The organism is Bradyrhizobium sp. YR681 (assembly GCF_000282615.1).
Lineage (GTDB): Bacteria > Pseudomonadota > Alphaproteobacteria > Rhizobiales > Xanthobacteraceae > Bradyrhizobium.
Genome location: NZ_AKIY01000109.1, coordinates 1 through 18,235 on the forward strand (window position 1 = coordinate 1; position 18,235 = coordinate 18,235).

20 protein-coding genes and 2 pseudogenes are annotated in these 18,235 nt (G+C 65.0%); 13 read left to right on the forward strand and 9 right to left on the reverse strand.

All coding sequences use genetic code 11. The features are described 5' to 3' along the window. Positions 1-214, forward strand: a pseudogene (locus PMI42_RS11105) (MFS transporter); the annotation flags it as partial. A 91-nt stretch (positions 215-305) separates the two neighbouring features. Further along, entirely contained in the window at positions 306-680 is a 375-nt protein-coding gene (locus PMI42_RS11110; RefSeq protein ID WP_008133699.1) for a hypothetical protein, read from the forward strand. A 27-nt stretch (positions 681-707) separates the two neighbouring features. Here the strand turns inward: PMI42_RS11110 and PMI42_RS11115 are convergent, their stop codons facing one another. Next, positions 708-1,034: a GrlR family regulatory protein gene (locus PMI42_RS11115; RefSeq protein WP_008133701.1), complete on the reverse strand. Its 327-nt coding sequence runs from the start codon at positions 1,032-1,034 to the stop codon at positions 708-710. 170 nt (positions 1,035-1,204) lie between these two features. Then, entirely contained in the window at positions 1,205-2,491 is a 1,287-nt protein-coding gene (locus PMI42_RS11120; protein WP_008133702.1) for a hypothetical protein, read from the reverse strand. A gap of 367 nt (positions 2,492-2,858) precedes the next feature. Between PMI42_RS11120 and PMI42_RS11125 the strand changes: the two genes are divergently transcribed. After that, on the forward strand, positions 2,859-4,226 hold the full coding sequence (locus PMI42_RS11125) for an APC family permease (RefSeq protein ID WP_008133704.1): 1,368 nt from the start codon (positions 2,859-2,861) through the stop codon (positions 4,224-4,226). A gap of 2 nt (positions 4,227-4,228) precedes the next feature. Beyond that, on the forward strand, positions 4,229-5,440 hold the full coding sequence (locus PMI42_RS11130; RefSeq protein ID WP_008133706.1) for a hypothetical protein: 1,212 nt from the start codon (positions 4,229-4,231) through the stop codon (positions 5,438-5,440). Between the two features lie 21 nt (positions 5,441-5,461). Here the strand turns inward: PMI42_RS11130 and PMI42_RS11135 are convergent, their stop codons facing one another. Beyond that, positions 5,462-6,019 carry a helix-turn-helix domain-containing protein gene (locus PMI42_RS11135; RefSeq protein WP_008133707.1) on the reverse strand — a complete coding sequence of 186 codons (558 nt, stop codon included), beginning with the start codon at positions 6,017-6,019 and terminating at the stop codon, positions 5,462-5,464. Between the two features lie 355 nt (positions 6,020-6,374). On the opposite strand from PMI42_RS11135, the gene PMI42_RS11140 reads away from it, so the two are divergent. The 3 genes from PMI42_RS11140 (at position 6,375) to PMI42_RS11150 (ending at position 9,232) form a co-directional block, all read left to right on the forward strand. Further along, on the forward strand, positions 6,375-7,688 hold the full coding sequence (locus tag PMI42_RS11140) for an MFS transporter (protein ID WP_008133708.1): 1,314 nt from the start codon (positions 6,375-6,377) through the stop codon (positions 7,686-7,688). A gap of 69 nt (positions 7,689-7,757) precedes the next feature. Next, on the forward strand, positions 7,758-8,279 hold the full coding sequence (locus PMI42_RS11145; RefSeq protein ID WP_008133710.1) for an MOSC domain-containing protein: 522 nt from the start codon (positions 7,758-7,760) through the stop codon (positions 8,277-8,279). Next, the gene (locus PMI42_RS11150) at positions 8,276-9,232 is read left to right on the forward strand and encodes a PDR/VanB family oxidoreductase (RefSeq protein WP_008133712.1); all 957 of its coding nucleotides are present in this window, start codon (positions 8,276-8,278) and stop codon (positions 9,230-9,232) included. Before PMI42_RS11145 ends, PMI42_RS11150 begins: the two co-directional genes overlap by 4 nt. A 1-nt stretch (position 9,233) precedes the next feature. Here PMI42_RS11150 and PMI42_RS40695 read toward each other — a convergent pair whose 3' ends face one another. Both PMI42_RS40695 and yidD read right to left on the reverse strand, forming a co-directional pair. After that, on the reverse strand, positions 9,234-9,446 hold the full coding sequence (locus PMI42_RS40695; protein WP_008133713.1) for a hypothetical protein: 213 nt from the start codon (positions 9,444-9,446) through the stop codon (positions 9,234-9,236). A gap of 95 nt (positions 9,447-9,541) precedes the next feature. Beyond that, complete coding sequence (gene yidD, locus PMI42_RS11160; RefSeq protein WP_008133715.1) at positions 9,542-9,880, reverse strand: membrane protein insertion efficiency factor YidD; 339 nt, start codon at positions 9,878-9,880, stop codon at positions 9,542-9,544. Between the two features lie 229 nt (positions 9,881-10,109). On the opposite strand from yidD, the gene PMI42_RS11165 reads away from it, so the two are divergent. After that, positions 10,110-11,003 (forward strand): COG3904 family protein, encoded by an 894-nt coding sequence (locus PMI42_RS11165; protein ID WP_035965237.1) that lies wholly within the window; start codon positions 10,110-10,112, stop codon positions 11,001-11,003. 38 nt (positions 11,004-11,041) lie between these two features. On the opposite strand, the gene PMI42_RS11170 is transcribed toward PMI42_RS11165, so the two are convergent. Beyond that, the gene (locus tag PMI42_RS11170) at positions 11,042-11,497 is read right to left on the reverse strand and encodes an iron-sulfur cluster assembly scaffold protein (protein WP_008133718.1); all 456 of its coding nucleotides are present in this window, start codon (positions 11,495-11,497) and stop codon (positions 11,042-11,044) included. Positions 11,498-11,738: 241 nt separating this feature from the next. Between PMI42_RS11170 and folE the strand changes: the two genes are divergently transcribed. The 4 genes from folE to PMI42_RS11190 all read left to right on the forward strand — a co-directional run bounded on the left by folE (position 11,739) and on the right by PMI42_RS11190 (position 15,390). Beyond that, positions 11,739-12,419: a GTP cyclohydrolase I FolE gene (folE, locus tag PMI42_RS11175; RefSeq protein WP_008133720.1), complete on the forward strand. Its 681-nt coding sequence runs from the start codon at positions 11,739-11,741 to the stop codon at positions 12,417-12,419. Positions 12,420-12,446: 27 nt separating this feature from the next. Then, the gene (gene hisI / locus PMI42_RS11180) at positions 12,447-12,869 is read left to right on the forward strand and encodes a phosphoribosyl-AMP cyclohydrolase (RefSeq protein WP_008133721.1); all 423 of its coding nucleotides are present in this window, start codon (positions 12,447-12,449) and stop codon (positions 12,867-12,869) included. Positions 12,870-12,979: 110 nt separating this feature from the next. Further along, positions 12,980-14,059, forward strand: a complete 1,080-nt coding sequence (locus tag PMI42_RS11185; protein ID WP_008133724.1) for a hypothetical protein — start codon at positions 12,980-12,982, stop codon at positions 14,057-14,059. A 155-nt stretch (positions 14,060-14,214) separates the two neighbouring features. Beyond that, positions 14,215-15,390, forward strand: coding sequence for a DUF2336 domain-containing protein (locus PMI42_RS11190; protein WP_008133726.1), 1,176 nt, complete (start codon positions 14,215-14,217; stop codon positions 15,388-15,390). 132 nt (positions 15,391-15,522) lie between these two features. Here PMI42_RS11190 and PMI42_RS11195 read toward each other — a convergent pair whose 3' ends face one another. From PMI42_RS11195 to PMI42_RS11205, 3 genes are all read right to left on the reverse strand, one after another. Next, on the reverse strand, positions 15,523-16,101 hold the full coding sequence (locus tag PMI42_RS11195; RefSeq protein ID WP_008133728.1) for an Hpt domain-containing protein: 579 nt from the start codon (positions 16,099-16,101) through the stop codon (positions 15,523-15,525). Positions 16,102-16,128: 27 nt separating this feature from the next. After that, positions 16,129-16,674, reverse strand: coding sequence for a response regulator (locus PMI42_RS11200; RefSeq protein ID WP_008133731.1), 546 nt, complete (start codon positions 16,672-16,674; stop codon positions 16,129-16,131). A gap of 87 nt (positions 16,675-16,761) precedes the next feature. Then, complete coding sequence (locus PMI42_RS11205; RefSeq protein ID WP_008133733.1) at positions 16,762-17,541, reverse strand: NAD kinase; 780 nt, start codon at positions 17,539-17,541, stop codon at positions 16,762-16,764. 250 nt (positions 17,542-17,791) lie between these two features. On the opposite strand from PMI42_RS11205, the pseudogene PMI42_RS11210 reads away from it, so the two are divergent. Then, a pseudogene (locus PMI42_RS11210) lies at positions 17,792-18,235 on the forward strand (peptidase S10); the annotation flags it as partial.

The window sequence follows — 18,235 nt, forward strand, 5'->3', positions numbered from 1 at the left end:
GCTGGTCGCGGCCGCCCCGCCGCTGGCGCCGGCGACCGTCGCGCTCAACACCTCCGTGCTCTATATCGGCCAGGCGGTCGGCTCCGCGATCGGCGGATTGCTGTTCGCCCGCGAGCTCTTGCATCCGCTCGGCTTCGTCGCGGTCGGCTTTGTCGTCGTGGCGCTGGTCCTGGTGCTCCTGACCCGGCCCCGGCCGGCAGCCGCGACCGCCTGAAGGGAGCGTTTTCCTGTGCGCAAGGCGCTTGGCAAATGGCGCGTCAGAGCGCTAGAAGGCGAGGCATGGGGACCAAAGAGAGTTGACTGAAATGAGGATGATTCTGGCGGTTGCCGCGGTGCTCTATTCAGCCTCCGCGTTTGCGCAAACCGACAAGCCACCGATGGTGGGGGACAAGCCGCTGGTGCAGGTCAAGCCCAAAGGGACCAAGGCGGCGGCCGCGGCCACTCCGGCACCGAAGGGCAAGCCGCAATCGATCGCAGCGCGGCTCCAGGCCTGCCTCGATGTCGATGACGGCACCAAGGATCGCCTCAATTGTTACGACGCGATCATTCCGCCGACGCCGAAGCCGAAACCGGCGAAGGCCAAGGGCTACGCCGATTGCCGTTTCCTCAAGGAAGAGGACGAGCGGCTGGCCTGCTTCAACGGTTTTGCCGAGAGCATTCCGAAGCTGCCCAAGACTTGAAGCTGATCAGGCGCTGCCGGTTGGCGCTCAGTCGCTGATCCGGCTCAGCACGGCCCTGAAGGCAACGCCCGGCACTTGCAGGGCGGTGCCTTCGAACTCCGCCGTGTCGCCGTCCTCACGGCCCGTGAGCGTCAGCGTGATCCGGTCGATGCCGAACAGCGCCTTGAAGGACGGGTCATCGTTGTAACGCTGGGTCGAGATCTTGACCTTGATGCTGTCGCCGTCGCCCGTGCAGGAGCCGATGAAGGCGAAGGCGGAATTGCCGCCGCGCATTTTGCCGTCCATCACATAGACGACGCCACATCCGGTCCCGTGAACCGTGTGGAAGTCGACCTTGTACAATCCTTGACGCACGACTTGTCCCCGCAGAATTCCAATTGCAGCTTGGCCGGCAAACTATGATCGTTGCCAGCGGAAACAATCCGGTGGCGCCCGGGGATGTCGGCCATCAACATCACATTTTGATCAAAGCCTGAGATAATTGCAGGGGGCGCGGTCAAATACCGGCTGGCGCAATATCGGAGCTAGCGGTTCGATGCGGCGACGCGTGTCAGCGCCAGCGCGGGCGTCGCCGCCATCTTCACCAGCACGTCCTTGAGCGGATACTGCGTCCACGCGCGGTTGACGTAGTCACGATGCGTGATGCCGTCGCCTGTTTCCACGAACACCACACTGCCGGGGCGAAGCGGCCCGTCCATGTCCTCGGAGACGCTGATGCCCTTTTGCCTGAGCATGCTGATCAGCTCGCGGTCGCGGCGGGCGGTGTAGCGGGTGTAGGAGCTGACGAAGAAGCCGGAGCGGTGGCTCTCGATCCAGGAGGCGAACTTGTCCATCTCGCCATAGACGGCGTCGAGCAGCACGACGCCGCGGACGCGGTCGCTGATGCCGCCGACTTCAAGGCTCCAGGCGGTCGGCAGGAAGCCGCCGCTGTAGCCGACGATCACGATCGGCATGTTGGCGAAAGCGCGAGCGCTGTTGGGATCGCCGGTGACGCGGGCGAGGTGGCTCGCCGATTCATCCATGAAGCGCTTGAAGCCGCCTGCCTGCCAGAATTTGCCGGCGCTGGAATCGGCGGCATCGACCGCCATCTGCGGGGCGAGGAGCACGGCATTGGCGCCGGAATCGGTAATCTGCTGCGGCACCAGCTGGCGGTCGCGGACGTCGCGCTCGAGCGTCGCGCCATTGCCATGGAAGAACACCACGATGACGCCCGGCTTGCGGACGTCGAAATGCTCGGGCACGTGCATCAGCACGCGGCTGTCATTGTAGGTCTCGTCCTGCCAGAATACCCGCCCCGAATAGCTGCGGTGGCCACGGCGGTCGCCCTTGGCGATGTTGAGGAAGGGGGCGTCGGAGGCGGGGTTGTTGCCGAAATAGGGGAAGGCCGACGATTTCATGCTGACGAGCGTCGTCAGGTCTTCGCGCGGCGGACGCTGGTAGGGGACTTGCGGCGCGAGCGAAGCGACCTTGTAAGGGGCCTGCTCCGGCTGCTGCTGCACGGCGCGCTTGGGCGAGAAGTCCGACATCTGCCTTTGCAGGAAACCCTCGCTCGCCGAGGGGAAGCGCTCCTTGAACTGCGGGGCGGGGAAGCGATCCTCGAACGTGTCGCCGCTTGCGACCTGCTGTCTGGCGGCTTGCGGGCTGGTTTTGGCGACGACCTGGACATTGGCTTGCGAGTTCGCCGCGAGCGCCGCCGGATCGGGCGCCTTGCCGCATTGAACCAGCGTCAAGGACAGCGGCACCAAGGCTGAGATCAGGCCGATCCGGAGCGCACGACCGCGCGCACCGGACATCGACCGGTCGGCACGCATGTCAGCTCTCAGTTTCGGAACGGCCCCGACCATCCACCCATGACCCCAAGTCACGATCCAAGTCACGTCCATCGGCATTCTTGGAAATAATTGAGCCGACTGGCGTTTAGGCGACGTTAAGCGTCCGGAGAAACTTCCCCACATCCGGAACGCTTAAAAAGACCACGCAATCGTGTCGTGATTGTGGGGGACGGAAGCGGGATTCTCCGGTGTTTGCGTAGGTTTATTGCCCAGGATCGTGCATAAGAGGTGTTGAAGTACCTATTTCAGTCGCCTCATTTAACCCTTGTTAACCCTGCTTGAATTGACTGGACCAAACTGCACGATGTGTCCCACGAGGCGTGACGCCTGAGGTTTAAGGACCCCGATGACGGCATCTGATGCGGGACCCGCGCCGTGGACCAGCCGGCTGACCGGAAGCGGGTCTGGGATCTCCGTCCTGGTCGCGACCGCCATCGTCGTTGCCGACATGATCGGGGTGGGGGTCTTCACCAGCCTCGGCTTTCAGGTCAAGGACATCCCCTCCGGCTTCTCGATCCTGTTGCTGTGGACCGTCGGCGGCATCGTCGCGCTGTGCGGGGTGTTTTCCTATAGCGAACTGGGCGCGATGTTTCCGCGCTCGAGCGGGGAGTACAATTTCCTCGGCCGCGCCTATCATCCGGCCTTCGGCTTTCTCGCCGGCTGGGTCTCGGCGACGGTGGGGTTTGCCGCGCCGGTCGCACTCGCTGCCATGGCGTTCGGCGAATACGCCAAATCGGTCTATCCCGGGGTGCCGCCGATCCCGCTCGCGATCGGCGTCGTGTGGCTGGTCTCGATCGTGCAACTGACCGGCGTCAGGCATTCCTCGACCTTCCAGCTGATCTCGACCCTTCTGAAGGTCGTGCTGATCGTGGCTTTCCTGGTTGCGGGCTTCGTCGTCGGCGTGCCGCAGCCGATCGCCTTCACGCCGCAGCCGGGCGATATCGCACATATCGTCAGCGCGCCTTTCGCGATCGGCCTTGTCTTCGTGATGTACTCGTTCTCGGGCTGGAATGCCGCGACCTACATCATTGGCGAGATGAACATGCCGCAGCGCGACCTGCCGCGCGCGCTGCTCGCGGGCACGCTGATCGTGCTTGTGCTGTACGTCGCGCTGAATGCGGTGTTTCTCCATTCGACGCCGGTCAGTGCGTTGGCCGGCCAGCTCGACGTCGCCAGCGTTGCCGGCACCGCCATCTTCGGCAGCCTCGGTGGCCGGATCGTCGGCGCGATGATCTGCTTCGGCCTGATCTCCTCGATCAGCGCGATGATGTGGATCGGACCGCGCGTGATGATGACGATGGGGGAAGATATCCCGGCCTTGCGCGTGTTCTCGAAGCGATCGGTGAGCGGCGCGCCGGCCTATGCCATCCTGTTTCAGCTCGCGGTCGCCAATCTGCTGCTGTTCACGCGCAGCTTCGAGGCGGTGCTCGACTTCATCCAGTTCGCGCTTTTGTTCTGCTCGTTCTTCACGGTTGCCGGCGTCATCAAGCTGCGCATCACCGATCCGGATTTGCCCAGGCCCTATCGCGCCTGGGGATACCCGTTCACGCCGCTCGTTTTCCTGCTCGTGACCGGCTTCATGATGTACTACCTTTTGACCGAGCGGCTGGTTCAGTCGCTGTCGGGGATGCTCGTCATGCTGTCGGGCCTGTTGATTTATGCTGTTTTCCGCGGGCGGCCGGTCGCCGCTGGCACCTCACACAATCGCGAATAGACATGTTTCGAGCCTTCAGAATTGCGGCCGCCGCTGTTGCCCTGCTGGCTGCGGCCGTTGCGTCAGCGCACGCCGCCGACGCGACCTTCGACGACACCGCCCGCTTCCTCGCGGGCATGCAGCCCTCCGCGGACTCGCCCTTGACGCCGCTCACCAAGGACCCGGGCTGGCAGCGCCACGCAAAATTCTTCGACGGCGCCTTCGCCCAGCTCGAGCAGCGGCAGATCTCCAAGATCCGCAACTGGGCCGACGTCAATCTGGCGGCGCCCCGGCCGACCATGTTCTATTTGTTCAGCGGTCCGGATTTCCTCTACGCCAATGCCTTTTATGCGAAGGCCAGCACCTATGTGCTCGGTGCGCTGGAGCCGGTCGGTGCCGTGCCCGATCTGACACGTCTGCCGCGCGGCTCGGTCGGTGCCGCGCTCTACAATGTCGAGCGCTCGCTCGGCTCGATCCTGAGCTTCTCCTTCTTCATCACCAAGCAGATGAAGGTCGACCTGCACGCCAACCAGGTCAACGGCACCTTGCCGATCCTCTATGTCTTCCTGGTCCGCTCCGGCAAGACCATCCGCAATGTCGAGATGGTCGCGCTCGACGACAAGGGCGGGATGCATGTCGGCAACGACAATCCGGGACCGAACGCGACGCGCGGCGTCCGCATTACCTTTGCAGGCCCGGACGGTGAAGCGCGGACGCTGTATTATTTCTCGACGGATCTCTCCAATCCCGGCGCCCGTGCCGCGGGTTTCCTCAAGTTCTGCGAGACGCTCGGCCCCGGCAACAGCCTGATCAAGAGCGCGTCCTATTTGCTGCACTCCGGCAACTTCACCGTCGCGCGTGACTGGCTGCTCGCCAACAGCGCGACCATCGTCCAGGACGATTCCGGCATTCCGCTTGCGAACTACAATGCGCGGCAATGGCGGTTCTTCCCGTTCGGCCGCTATCTCGGCCCGATCGGGGAATTCCCCGGCCGCTATCAGGAACGCTACGCCGAACTGTTCACGCGCGCGCAGCCGATCGACTTCGGCGTCGGCTATCGCTGGCGCATGCATGAGTCGAATTTACTGCTGTCGGTGAAGGTGCCGGGAAGCGAGACCGCGCCGGCCGCGGAGACAACCTCATCCGCCGAGCCGCCGCCAAAGCCCCGTCCGAAGCGGCCGCGTCCGCCCGAGCCGATCTCGCCGCCGCCCGGACGCTTCTACTGGTTCCGCTAGGCGATCCGGGGAGGGCCGGCGTCAAGAGCTCTGGGCCACGACGACCAGGACCTCCGCCTTCTGCCGGCCGAGGCTCCTGACTTCGTGCGGGGTCTCGCCTGAAAAATACAGGCAGTCGCCCTTGCCAAGCGTCAACTCCTCGCCGTCGAGCTTGATCGCGATCTTGCCGTTGATGACGAACAGCAACTCCTCGCCCGCATGCGAGGCGCGCGTTGCCGATTTGTGCGGCGGGCTGAGGAGGAAGGGCTCCATCATCTTGCGGGTGCGGCCGGTTGCCAGCGGCACCACGCCAAAGGTGTCCTGGAACAGCGGCACGTTGCCGCCCTCGCGGCGAAACAGGGTGTAGCGTGGCGCGGGCTCGGCGTTCGGGTCGAAGAAATTTGCGACATTGACTTCGAGCGCCGCAGCCATCCGCAGCAGCGCCGCCAGCGAGGGGATCTTGAGGTTGCGCTCGACCAGCGAGATGTAGCCGCGCGTGAGATCGCTCTGCCTGGCAAGCTGGTCCAGCGTCAGGCCCTTGGCAATCCGCGCCTGGCGGATGTTGGCCCCGACTGCTGTCGCTTTGCTGACGTCAAGCACGCATGAGTCTCCCGATCTTCTGTTGCTCCTTTTGCAACAGATGCCGCCGAACTGCCAGCCCGGCGCCGCGCGCTGCCGGTTTCGGCTGAGCGCGATTGTATTCCAAAGGAAAACTAACGCGCGGAAATATCGAGCAGGGCCGCAGATAATGTGAGCATGTTTGCTGGTATATCGCACAAAATGGCCGAAAATTAGTGCAATCGACGCATTCTGCCGCGATCCTCGGCAATTGCCGCGTTCCGTGGCGTTGATTTCCAATAGTAAACATGATCGATTTTACCGTCGCGGCTGCCGATGGGCTCCGCGGACCGAACCAACTGCTTTTCCCAGGCGCCGGTACCTTTTGGAGAGATCGATGACCGTAGCAGACGACGTAACCCTGAACGTAGCGCCGGACGAGGCGGCGAGCTTGCGACGGATCGTGTGGTCGAGCGTGATCGGCACCGCGGTCGAATGGTACGACTTCCTCATCTACGGCACGGCGACCGCTCTGGTGTTCAACAAGGTCTTCTTCGCCGCCGGCAATCCGACGCTCGCCACCATCGCCGCCTTCGGCACCTATGCCGTGGGATTTCTGGCACGGCCGCTGGGTGCTGCGATCTTCGGTCACTACGGCGACCGGGTCGGCCGCAAGGCGATGCTCGCGATCACCATCATGGTGATGGGGATCGGCACTTTCCTGATCGGCCTGCTGCCGACCTACCAGCAGATCGGCATCGCCGCGCCGGTGCTGCTGATCGGCCTCCGTTTCCTCCAGGGCATCGGCCTCGGCGGCGAATGGGGCGGGGCCGTGCTGATGGTGGTGGAGAACTGCCCGACACACCGCCGCGGGCTGCTCGGCAGCATGGTGCAGGTCGGCAATCCCATCGGCAATCTCGCCGCGATCGGCATGTTCGCGCTGGTGGCGAGCCTGCCGGAGAGCGACTTCATGACCTACGGCTGGCGCATTCCGTTCCTGCTCTCGATCCTGCTGGTCGGCGTCGGCCTCTATATCCGCCTCAACATGGAGGAGACCGCAGCCTTCCGTCAGGTCCAGGCCAAGAAGGACGTTGCGAAGATGCCGCTGGTGGAGATCTTCAAGCACCACCGCCGGCCGTTTTTCACGGCGGTCGGGCTCAAGATCTCCGAGATCGCTTATGCCAGCATCGGCGGCGTATTCGTGATGTCCTACGCCACGGCCAATCTCGGCCTGTCGCGCACGGTGGTGCTGAACGGCGCGTTTGCCGCATCGCTGGTCGCACTGTTCGCCATTCCCTTGTTCGGCTGGCTGTCCGACATCGTCGGCCGCAAGACGATGTTCTATGCGAGCTGCCTGTTCTCGGCGCTGTTTGCCTTCCCGCTGTTCTGGCTGCTGAACACCCGCGATCCCACCATCGTCATCTGCACCATCGTGGTCGCGATCACCTTCGGCCAGATGGTGATGTTCGGGATCGGCGCGCCCTGGTACTCCGAGCTGTTCTCCGCGCGGCTGCGCTACAGCGGCGCCTCGCTCGGGTTTCAGGTTGGTGCAGCCATCAGCGGCGGGTTGACGCCACTGATCGCGGCCTCTCTGATGGCATGGAGCGGGGGCGCCACGTGGCCGGTCTCGCTGCTGCTGATTGCCTGCGCCGCCATCACCGCGACCGCGACCAGTTTCGCGCCGGAGATGGCGAACAAGGAACTGGCCTGATCCCACTAACCCGATCCCATGGCGCGCTGCCGGCGGTGGCGCGCCATCGCTCCTCAAGGGGAAATTGTCATGCTCGATACTATCAGCACCGGCCCGGCGCAGGGCGCAGCACAGCTCGGCTGGACCGGCGTGGTGCGCTTCCTTCATCTGGCTCCGCGCGCGTTCCTGCCGATGCGCGCCGCGGAATCGATCAACCTCGTCGCCGGCCGGGGGATCGAGGGTGATCGCTACATGATCGGCAACGAAGAGGGCTTTTACTCGCACAAGCCCGAAGAGGGGCGGCAGGTCACCCTGTTCGAGCTCGAGACGCTGGTCGCGCTCAAGCGCGACGCTGGTATCGTGCTGGGTCCGGAAGAGCATCGGCGCAACGTCACCGTCGAGGGCGTGCCGCTCAACCATCTGGTCGGCCGCCGCTTCTGGCTGGGCGAGACTCTGCTGGAAGCGACGCGACTGTCGGTGCCGTGCCGGCATATCGAGGAGATCACCGGCAAGGCGATCTTCGATCCGCTGATCAACCGCTCGGGCCTCAACTGCAGGATCCTGCAAGGCGGCATCGTCAAGGTCGGCGACACCGTGCGGAACGCCGCATGAAGGCGCGCCCGATCACGACGGTCAAGACGGTCGTCACCGGCATCGAGGCGGCGGGAGCCGGCATAAAGCTGTTCACGCTGGCCGATCCCGACGCCTGGGAATTGCCGCCGTTCAAGCCCGGCGCGCATATCGACCTGCATCTGCCGAACGGGCTGGTGCGCACTTACTCGCTGTGCAACGAGCCCGCGGACAACAGCCGCTATGTCATCGCGGTCAAACGCGAGGCGGACGGACGTGGCGGCTCGCGTGCGCTTCACGACGAGATCGATATCGGCACCGTCATCGGCGTCTCGCTGCCGCGCGGCGGGCTCGATCCGGATGCGCGCATCGCGCGTTACGTTTTCGTCGCCGGCGGCATCGGCGTCACGCCGTTCCTGTCGATGGCGCGGCATCTCGAACGAACCGGGCAGGCCGACTACAAGCTGCATCTGATCGTGCGTGAGGAGGTGCCGCTTGCCGACCATCTCGGCGCGCTGATCGAACAGGGGCGTATCGTCGTGCATCGGACGTCCCGGACCGGACGCCCTGATCTAGCGGCGCTCGTCGGGGAGGGCGGAGGGGACACGCTGGTTGCCTGCTGCGGCCCGGAAGGCATGGCTGACGATTTCGAGCGGGTGACGGCGGCATGGCCCGCTGCTCATGTTCATATTGAGCGCTTCGTGGCACCGCCGCCGGTCATCGATCCCGATGCGAAGCCGTTCACGCTGTCACTGGCCCGCTCGGGCGCGGAGATCCAGGTGCGCGCCGGCCAGACCATGCTGGCCGCGTTGCAGGAAGGCGGGATCGAGATTGCAGCCTCGTGCTGCGGCGGCATCTGCGGCGCCTGCAAGGTGGGATGGATCGAAGGCAAGCCCGTACACCGCGACCGCATCCTGTCGCCGTACGAGCGCGAACGTTATCTCATGGTCTGCGTCGCCGGATCGGATGCCGAGCGGCTGGTGCTGGACCTCTGAACTACCAGTGCACGCTCTGGCTGGGCTCGACGAACGCCGTCGTGCTCGGCGGCGTGGCCTGGCTCGTCGCCAGATACCAGCCGGAGCCGAGCACGAGTGCGAGCAGGGCGATGATCGCGAGCATGTCGATGGTTCGTGGGTCGTGCCCCCTCGAACTGAATCTTGGATGCAGACCCGGTCTGAAGTGAAAGTGAGGGCTGATTTTCCAGCGCATTGTTGTTTCCTCCCTGCGGAGCATCAAAACAACACGAGGAGAAAATTCCGGTTCCGCTCAGGTCAGCGATGCGCAAAGCACTGCAGCATACATAGCTACGACGCGTTGACTCCGCGCCAGCGGGCATAACGCCATGGCAGGTACCAGCGCGCGTTTTGCGGTGCGGCGAGGGGCACATTGTCGATACCCGATGTGCCGAACGGATTGCAGCGAAGCAGCCGCGCCAGCGTCATCCAGCCGCCGGCCCAAAGCCCGAACCGTTCGATCGCCTCATCTCCGTAGACGGAGCAGGTCGGGAGGTGCCGGCAATTGTAACCGACCAGCGGCGAGAGCGTATGGCGGTACAGCCAGATCAGCGCGCGACCGAATCTGCGCGGGAGGCGAAGCGCGCCCTCGACCGGACTGGAACAATGCTCGCAGGCTGAGTGCTTCATGTGCGCGGTGCTGCGACCTTAGGCGAAGTGTTGCGCGGTTCCAACGCAGGGAACAGCAAGCTGTTGTTTGCGCGCCATATTTTGCGTGCTTTTTGGGAGCAGTGCAGCAAGTACCTATGGACGATCTGTATTCCCCCGGATACCATTTTTGTGACGTTCATGTGAGACTCATCGGAACGTCGGAACGGGGCTTACCTGAACTGCCTTGGGGCTTGGGGAAGGGACCAGTTTGAAACTTCTGAAGTCGCTCAATCTTCGCGGCTGGTTGCTGGTGGGAACCGCCGCTTGTGGAGTCGTGTTGGCTGGCGCCGTCGCGACCTTCGGCTCATCCGCCCGAGCGGGGAACGCGCTCGAAGAGCGCAAGCTGCCGATGAAGTTCAACTGGATCGCTTGCGAGCCGAACTGCCGCGGCTGGGTCAGCGCGGTCGGCATCATCACCGCCGATACGCCCAAGGATTTCGAGGAGTTTGCGCGCGGACGCCAAATTGGCGGGGCCACCGTGGTGCTCGATTCCAGTGGCGGTTCCGTCAACGACGCCATCACGCTGGGCCGGCGCTTCCGTAACCTCGGACTCCTGACCACCGTCGGCATCAGCGTTCAGAACCGCGGCGGCCAGTCGGCCCGTCCGGCGGTTGCATCCGAAGCCTATTGCGAATCCATGTGCGTGTTTCTGCTGCTGGCCGGCAAGAAGCGTTACGTGCCTGATGCCGCCCATGTCCGTGTCCACCAGATCTGGATGGGCGATCGGGCCGACGATGCCAAGGCGGCGAGCTACAGCGCGCAGGATCTGATGATCGTGGAGCGCGATATCGGCCGGCTCGCCAAATACACCTTTGATATGGGCGGCGCCGGCGATCTGCTGTCGCTCGCGCTCAGCGTTCCGCCCTGGGAAGACTTGCACGAACTCGATCCCGGCGAGCTGAAGCTCACCAATCTCGTGACGACGGATCTCGTGGCTGACGTGCTGCCGCATGTGGACATTGCGGCGCCTGCCATGGCGGAGCTGGCGCCGAAGACGCAGGCGAGGTTCGGCGCGGAACCGGAGCAACCGGCCAAGTCGACCAAGACGGCGGAAGCCGTGGTGCCGACCGGAGCTGCGCCGAGCGCGGGCGCGCAGAAGTAGGTCTTCGCGCGCCGCCGATTGACTTCAGCGGAGATGGGCTAACCCTGCGCCGTGGCGGGCAGCTTGGACTTGGCTTCGATCTGGCCGATGGCATCGACCACGGCATCGAAGGTCAGGAGCGTCGAGGCGTGGCGTGCCTTGTAGTCGCGGACCGGCTCGAGGAGCTTGATGTCCTCCCACTTGCCTTCGGGAGGCGTGCCATTCTCTTTCAGCATCTTGCGAACGGTTTCGCGTAACTCGCGGAGTTCGCTCGCAGTCGAGCCGACCACGTGACTTGCCATGATGGATGAAGAGGCCTGGCCCAGCGCACAGGCCTTCACGTCATGGGCGAAGTCGGTGACGGTGTCGCCCTCCATCTTGAGATCGACCTTGACGGTCGAGCCGCATAGTTTGGAGTGGGCGGTGGCGGTGGCATCGGGGTCTGGCAACCGCCCAAGGCGCGGAATATTCCCGGCCAGCTCGATGATCCGCTTGTTGTAAATGTCGTTCAGCATGTGATGGAGTCCAGCACTTCCGCAGCGGATCGGCCTTGGCGGGCGCCGTCCACGGTCCTATATAGGGGCGGAACTGGCGAAAAAACAGTCCAGCGGTGCGGCGGCAGCGGTTCAGATCTGCGCTGCCGGCGTGATGACCGAAGGGCCTTTTTCGTCAAAATTGTTCTCTTCAGGCGTCCGGCGGCTTGCCGCCCCGTCTGCCGGTGACACTCCGGCCGCAAGGCCGTCGAACGGAGTAGACATGGACGCTACGATCAAGCCGATCCGCCCCAACAAGCCGCCCGAGAGCCGCCCGGCCGAGCTCGATCCTGCCGAATTCCTCGCGGCTGCCGTCCGTGCCGACCAGCCGCGCCCGGCGCGCGCAGAAGCCGAACAGGCGGTGAAGACGCTGCTTGCCTATATCGGCGAGAACACCGAGCGCGAGGGCCTGCTCGACACGCCCCGCCGCGTGGTCGAGGCCTTCGACGAACTCTATCAGGGCTACCACCAGTGCCCGGCCGAGGTGCTCGATCGGACCTTCGGCGAGACCGCCGGCTATGACGACTTCGTGCTGGTGCGCGACATCGAGTTCACCTCGCAGTGCGAGCATCACATGATGCCGTTCTACGGCAAGGCGCACATCGCCTACACGCCGGTGGAGCGCGTCGTCGGCCTGTCCAAGCTCGCCCGCCTCACCGACATCTTTGCCCGCCGGCTCCAGACCCAGGAGCACCTGACGGCGCAGATCGCCGCCGCCATCGACGAGATCCTGAAACCGCGCGGCGTTGCGGTGCTGATCGAGGCCGAGCACACCTGCATGTCGGTGCGTGGCGTCGCCAAGCATGGTGCCTCCACCTTCACCAGCCGCTTCACCGGCATGTTCCGCGACAATCCGGCGGAGCAGGCCCGTTTCCTGTCCCTGGTGCGAGGCCTGCAGCGCTGACCTCGCGAACGCGCAAGCGAGGACGCTGTGTCCGGTCATTCCCATGAGATCGAGGAAGGCCTCGCCTTCCTCCCCAAGTTCGACGCCGCGGGCCTTGTCACTTGCGTCGCGACCGACGTAGCCACCGGGGACGTGCTGATGGTTGCGCACATGAATGACGAGGCATTGCGCAAGACGATTGCGACCGGCGAGGCCTGGTACTTCAGCCGCTCGCGCAATGCCTTGTGGCGAAAGGGTGAGACCTCGGGTCAGACCCAGCGCGTGGTCGAGATCCGCACCGATTGCGACCAGGACGCGGTCTGGCTTCGCGTCGAGCAGATCGGCGCGGCCTGCCACACCGGGCGGCGGTCGTGTTTCTACCGCAAGGTCGAAGCCGAGGGCGGAGGTGCGAAGCTGGTCTTCACCGATGCCGAGCGGCTGTTTGATCCCAGCGACGTCTACAACAAGTAGCCTTCCGCCCGCACCTGTGCGCCCCGGGATGACTCCGGGAGGGGCCCCACCGCCAGATTAACCTCGCATTAACCATACCTGTCCCACGTTGAAACGACAGGGCGTCCGAATTGCCGGCGCCGCTCAACGCCGCACGGGGCGGGCACTTCAGCATGTCGGTCGACAATTCCAGTGCCTCTCAGACGGCGGGTCTCGATCCGTCGCGGGCACGCGTCGCCGGTGCGATCAAGCAGGTCTCGAGCCGGACCGGCGTCAGCTTCCAGTACATGCTGACAACCGCCAAGATGGAATCGGATTTCGATCCGACGGCGGGGGCGACCACGTCTTCCGCGCACGGGCTCTACCAGTTTATCGACCAGACCTGGCTCGGCACGGTGAAGGAGGCGGGGACGCAGCTTGGCTACGGCAATTACGCCGACGCCATCACCAGGACCTCGTCGGGCAGCTACACCGTCGACGATCCCGCCATGAAGCGGTCGATCATGAAGCTGCGCGACGATCCGGAAGCCGCATCCAGCATGGCCGCGGCGTTGACGCAGTCGAACAGTTTCAAGCTCACCGGTCTGCTCGGCCGCAGGCCGAGCGACAGCGAACTTTATATGGCGCATTTCATGGGCGTCGGCGGCGCGGCCAAGCTGATCGCCAATGCCGAGGACAATCCGCAAGCGGTCGGCGCGCGGCTGTTTCCCAACGCAGCCTCGGCCAACCGCTCGATCTTCTACGCCAGGGACGGCCGCGCCCGCAGCGTCTCCGAGGTCTATTCGGTGCTGGACGCGCGCTACGCCAGCGCGGCAAATTCGAAGACGACCCGCGGTGCAATGGCGATGTATGGCGATACGCCTTCGACGACGCAGGTGGCCAGCGCCAACGGCGTGCAACCGGCTGCGCCGATGATCAACACCGCCGCCTATCTCCAGACTTTCCCCAATACGAATGGCGTGACGCCGGTGAGCGCGACGTCGTCAACGACGGTCGCGGACAATGCGCCGACCACGCCGGCCTTCCGTTCGATCTATCAGCCGGGCGACACCACGCAGCCGGTCTCGACCACGGTGCAGAAATTGTGGGGCAACAACGCCTCGCTCACCTCGGCCGCACCCGCGGCCTCCGTCGCGTCGGCCTCGCCCGATGTGCGGCCGCCGCAGCCGCTTGATCTCTTCAGCGATCGCAGCGGCACGTTCTCGAGCTAGTCGAGATCCGCGCCGCATAGGCGTCTTTGCTCTATTAACAAATCATCAATAAAACCAGCCAGTTATGGTGAACGCTTTGTTAAGCGTCGTGGTTTATTTTGTGTTGCAGGTGACGAGCCGTCACCATTTTCGTTTGTTGTGTAGCCGGAAGCAGCATGATTGTTCGGCAGTTCATCAATTGGATCAGGACCGCGCCCGCCGGCGAGCGGGCCGAGGCGACACGGGCGCTCGCCCGGGCTTGGCTGATCTCGGACCTTTCCCATGACGACCGCGTCGCCGCCGAAGGCGCGCTGCTGATGCTGCTCGACGATGCCTCGCCGCTGGTGCGGCAGGCGATGGCCGAGGCGTTTGCACGCAGCACGGATGCGCCGGCTGCCATCGTGCGGGCGCTGTCGGCGGACCAGCCGACCGTCGCGCTGCCCGTGCTGGAGCATTCCCCGCTGCTGATCGATGCCGACCTCGTCGACATCGTCGCGACCGGCAATGACGAGGTGCAATGCGCGGTGGCGCGCCGCATCGCGCTGCCGGTCTCGGTCTGCGCCGCCATCGCCGAAGTCGGCTGCGCGGCCGCGGCACTCGAGCTGATCGAAAATCCGCACGCCGAGCTTGCGCCGTTCTCCTGGAATCGCATCGTCGAGCGCCACGGCCATCTCGCCGCGATCCGCGAGGCGATGCTGGTGCTGGAGGATCTGCCGTCGGCAACGCGCGCGGCGCTGGTGGCCAAGCTCTCCGAGACCCTGGCGCAATTCGTCGTGGCGCGGAACTGGCTGAGCGCCGACCGTGCCGAGCGCGTGACGATCGAGGCGCGCGACCGCTCCACCGTCAACATCGCGGCGCGCTCGCGCGGCGAGGACATGCAGGGCCTGGTGCATCATCTGCGCGTCACCGGCCAGCTGACCGCAGGGCTGATCCTGCGTGCGCTGCTCTCGAGCAATCTCGATCTGTTCGATGCCGCACTGGCTGAACTCGCCGACCTGCCGCTGGCGCGGGTCTCCGCGCTGCTGCACGAGCGCGGCGGCAACAGCCTGCACGCGCTGCTTCGCCGCGCCGGGCTGCCCGAGGCGACGTTTGCGGCGTTCCAGGTGGCGCTCGACGCCTGCCACGAGCAGGGCTTTGTCGACAGCGACGACGGCGCGGCACGACTGCGCCGGCGCATGGTCGAGCGCGTCCTCACCCATTGCGAGACCGACCGCGGGGCTACCGAGCCGCTGATGGTCCTGCTCCGCCGCTTCGCCACCGAGTCCGCGCGCGAAGAGGCGCGGCTGTTCTGCGACGAGCTGATCGCGGACGACGCGGTTGATCCGATTTACGATGATCTGATTGCGGCGTGACGGGATGCCGTAGGGTGGGCAAAGGCGCAAAGCGCCGTGCCCACCATCCATCAATGATAGCGACAGATGGTGGGCACGCTCCGCTTTGCCCACCCTACGATACTCATTGTACGGATGGAGAGAGGCGGGGCCTTACTCCGCCGGCGCGATGCTCGGCGCGAGGATTACCTCGAGATGCTCGGGGCGGTCGCGATTGACGTCGGCGAGATAATCGTCGGCGACCTTGCGCAGGCGCCGGCTGAGCTCGGCGGAGACGCTGATACGGTCGAGCTTGGTGTTTTCGTGCACGATGGCGAGGATCGCGTTGATGTGGTGCGTGAACAGCTCGGCCGGCACCCTTTCGAGGTCGGGCGCATGCTCGATGACACGGCACAGGCTTTCAGCAACTCCCGCCGCGTCCGGATAGCCGAACGTCGCAGCGTCGCCCTTGATGTCATGCGCGGCGCGGAACAGCTCGTCGCGTCGGTCCTTGGTGAAACCGTCATGGCGGATGGCAACGTAGGCGGCCGACAGCCGATTGACCTCGGTGGTCATCCAGTCCTTGAACTCGCCGGAGAGGCCCGCCAGCGCCTGCTCGGCGCGGCCGATCGGATCGTCCATGTCCTTTTCGTCGACACGGCGCAGAACTTTGCGCAGCGGGTTGGGCTGCGTGATGATCTGATGTGTGGCGAAGGCCGTGACCTCGATGTCTCTTGCGCTGTTCTTCGCCATGATACCTGCCTCGCTGGAGACGTTGCGCTAGATGGAGGACCGCGCCTTGTCGAGCAGCGAGGGCTGTTGCAGCACCTCGTGCTTTTCGCCGACACGGCGTTCGGGGCCCATATAGGCGGAGTTGGTGTTGCGGCGCCGGTCCGGACCGAAATAGGTCTTGGTCTTGATGAAGGGCCGGGGACTGGCGACCACGTTGAGGATGCGCTGGTAGAGGCCCTTGGCCGAGATCGGCTTGGCCAGGAATTCGGTGACGCCGGCATCGCGCGCGACGGTGACGCGGCGCTTCTCGGAATGGCCGGTCAGCATGATGATCGGCGCGTAGGGGTTGCCCTTCGATTCCGGCTGCCGGATCATCTGCGCGAGCTCGAGCCCGTCGAAGATCGGCATCGCCCAGTCGGTGATGACGATATCAGGGACGTAATGGCTGTACATTTCCAGCGCCGTGGCGCCGTCCTCGGCTTCGTAGACCTCGCGCGCGCCGAAGGAATGCAGCAGCGTCCGCAGGATGCGGCGCATGTGCGGATTGTCGTCGCAGACGAGGAAGCGCAGCTTGTTGAAATCGATGCGGAACATGACGCCTGGGCCAGAGCGGTCAACTTTCGTTAACCATATCGCGCCGGCGGTTAACGAAGGGTTGAGACCGGGGGCCCCGGAGGCGGTTCAGGAGCCGAACTGCTCGCGCAAAATGCGCTCTTCCAGGCTGTGGCCGGGGTCGAACAGCATGCGCATCGAGATGGTCTTGTCCGACAGCACCTCGACGCGGCGGACGTCGCGCACCTCGTCATGGTCGGCGACCGCCGCCACGGGCCGCTTGTCGCCCTCCAGCACCTCGATCACGACATAGGCCGTGTTCGGCAGCAGCGCGCCGCGCCAGCGGCGCGGCCGGAAGGCGCTGATCGGCGTCAGCGCCAGCAGGGCGGCGTTGATCGGCAGGATCGGGCCCTGCGCCGACAGATTGTAGGCGGTCGAGCCGGCCGGCGTCGCCACCATGATGCCATCGGCGATCAGCTCGGGCATGCGCTCGCGCTCGTCGATCAGGATCCGCAGGCGTGCGGCCTGGTAGGTCTGCCGGAACAGCGCGACCTCGTTGATGGCGTGATGCAGGTGGACGCGGTCGTTGACGTCGGTCGCGCGCATCAGCAGTGGGTTGATCTCGGATTCATGCGCTGCTTCCAGGCGGGAACGAAGATCGACCGTCGAGTACTCGTTCATCAGGAAGCCGACCGTGCCGCGGTGCATGCCGTAGATCGGCTTTCCCGTGTGCATGTGCTGGTGCAGCGTCTGGAGCATGAGCCCGTCGCCGCCGAGCGCGACGACGACGTCGGCTTCCTCAGGGGCGCAATTGCCATGGTCCCGGGTGAGCTGGCCGAAGGCGGCCTGCGCCTCGCTGCTCGGGCTGGCGACGAAGGCGATCCGGTCGTATCGCGCTGGCTTGGTCATGACTTCCGGGCAGGGCCGCTGGCTGGAGATAAGTTCCGCCGGGCTCGTCTATAGACCCGGACCTCGATTGTCGAGGATGACCGCCCTTCAAGGCAAACGGACGACTGCCGATATCAGGACGAAACCGGGGGTGTTTGCAGCCCGATCGGCCGTCCCGGCCGCCATCGGGCCAATGTTTCCCCAAACCGTCGCAATTCCGGGCTAGCGTTTGGGCCTCGCCGGCTCTCACAGCCGGGCAGGGAGGATGGTCATGATCGTGAGCTTGCCGGCGCTCCGTTGCACGGCCCTGGTGCTGGCGGTGTCGGCTTTCGTAGTCGCGGGATTCGCGCGCGCGGAGGATCCGCCGCGCTCCGAGACGACAGCGCCGGCTGGACAGAAGGGCGGGCGTGGCAGTGCCGCCCAAAGCGCGCCGTCGGCTGTATCGTCGACCGCTGAACCGCACCGTCTCCCGTCGGATTCGACCACGAAACAGACGATCGATCTGCCCGGCCGCACGCTCAACTTCGCCGCGACCGCCGGTTCGATCCGCGTATTCGACGGCAAGGGCGAGCCGCTCGCCGACATCGCCTATACCTCCTACGAGCTCGGCGGTGCCGACCGCGCAACGCGCCCCGTGACGTTCCTGTTCAATGGCGGGCCCGGCGCGTCCTCGGCATGGCTCCAGTTCGGCGCCGCCGGGCCGTGGCGGCTGCCG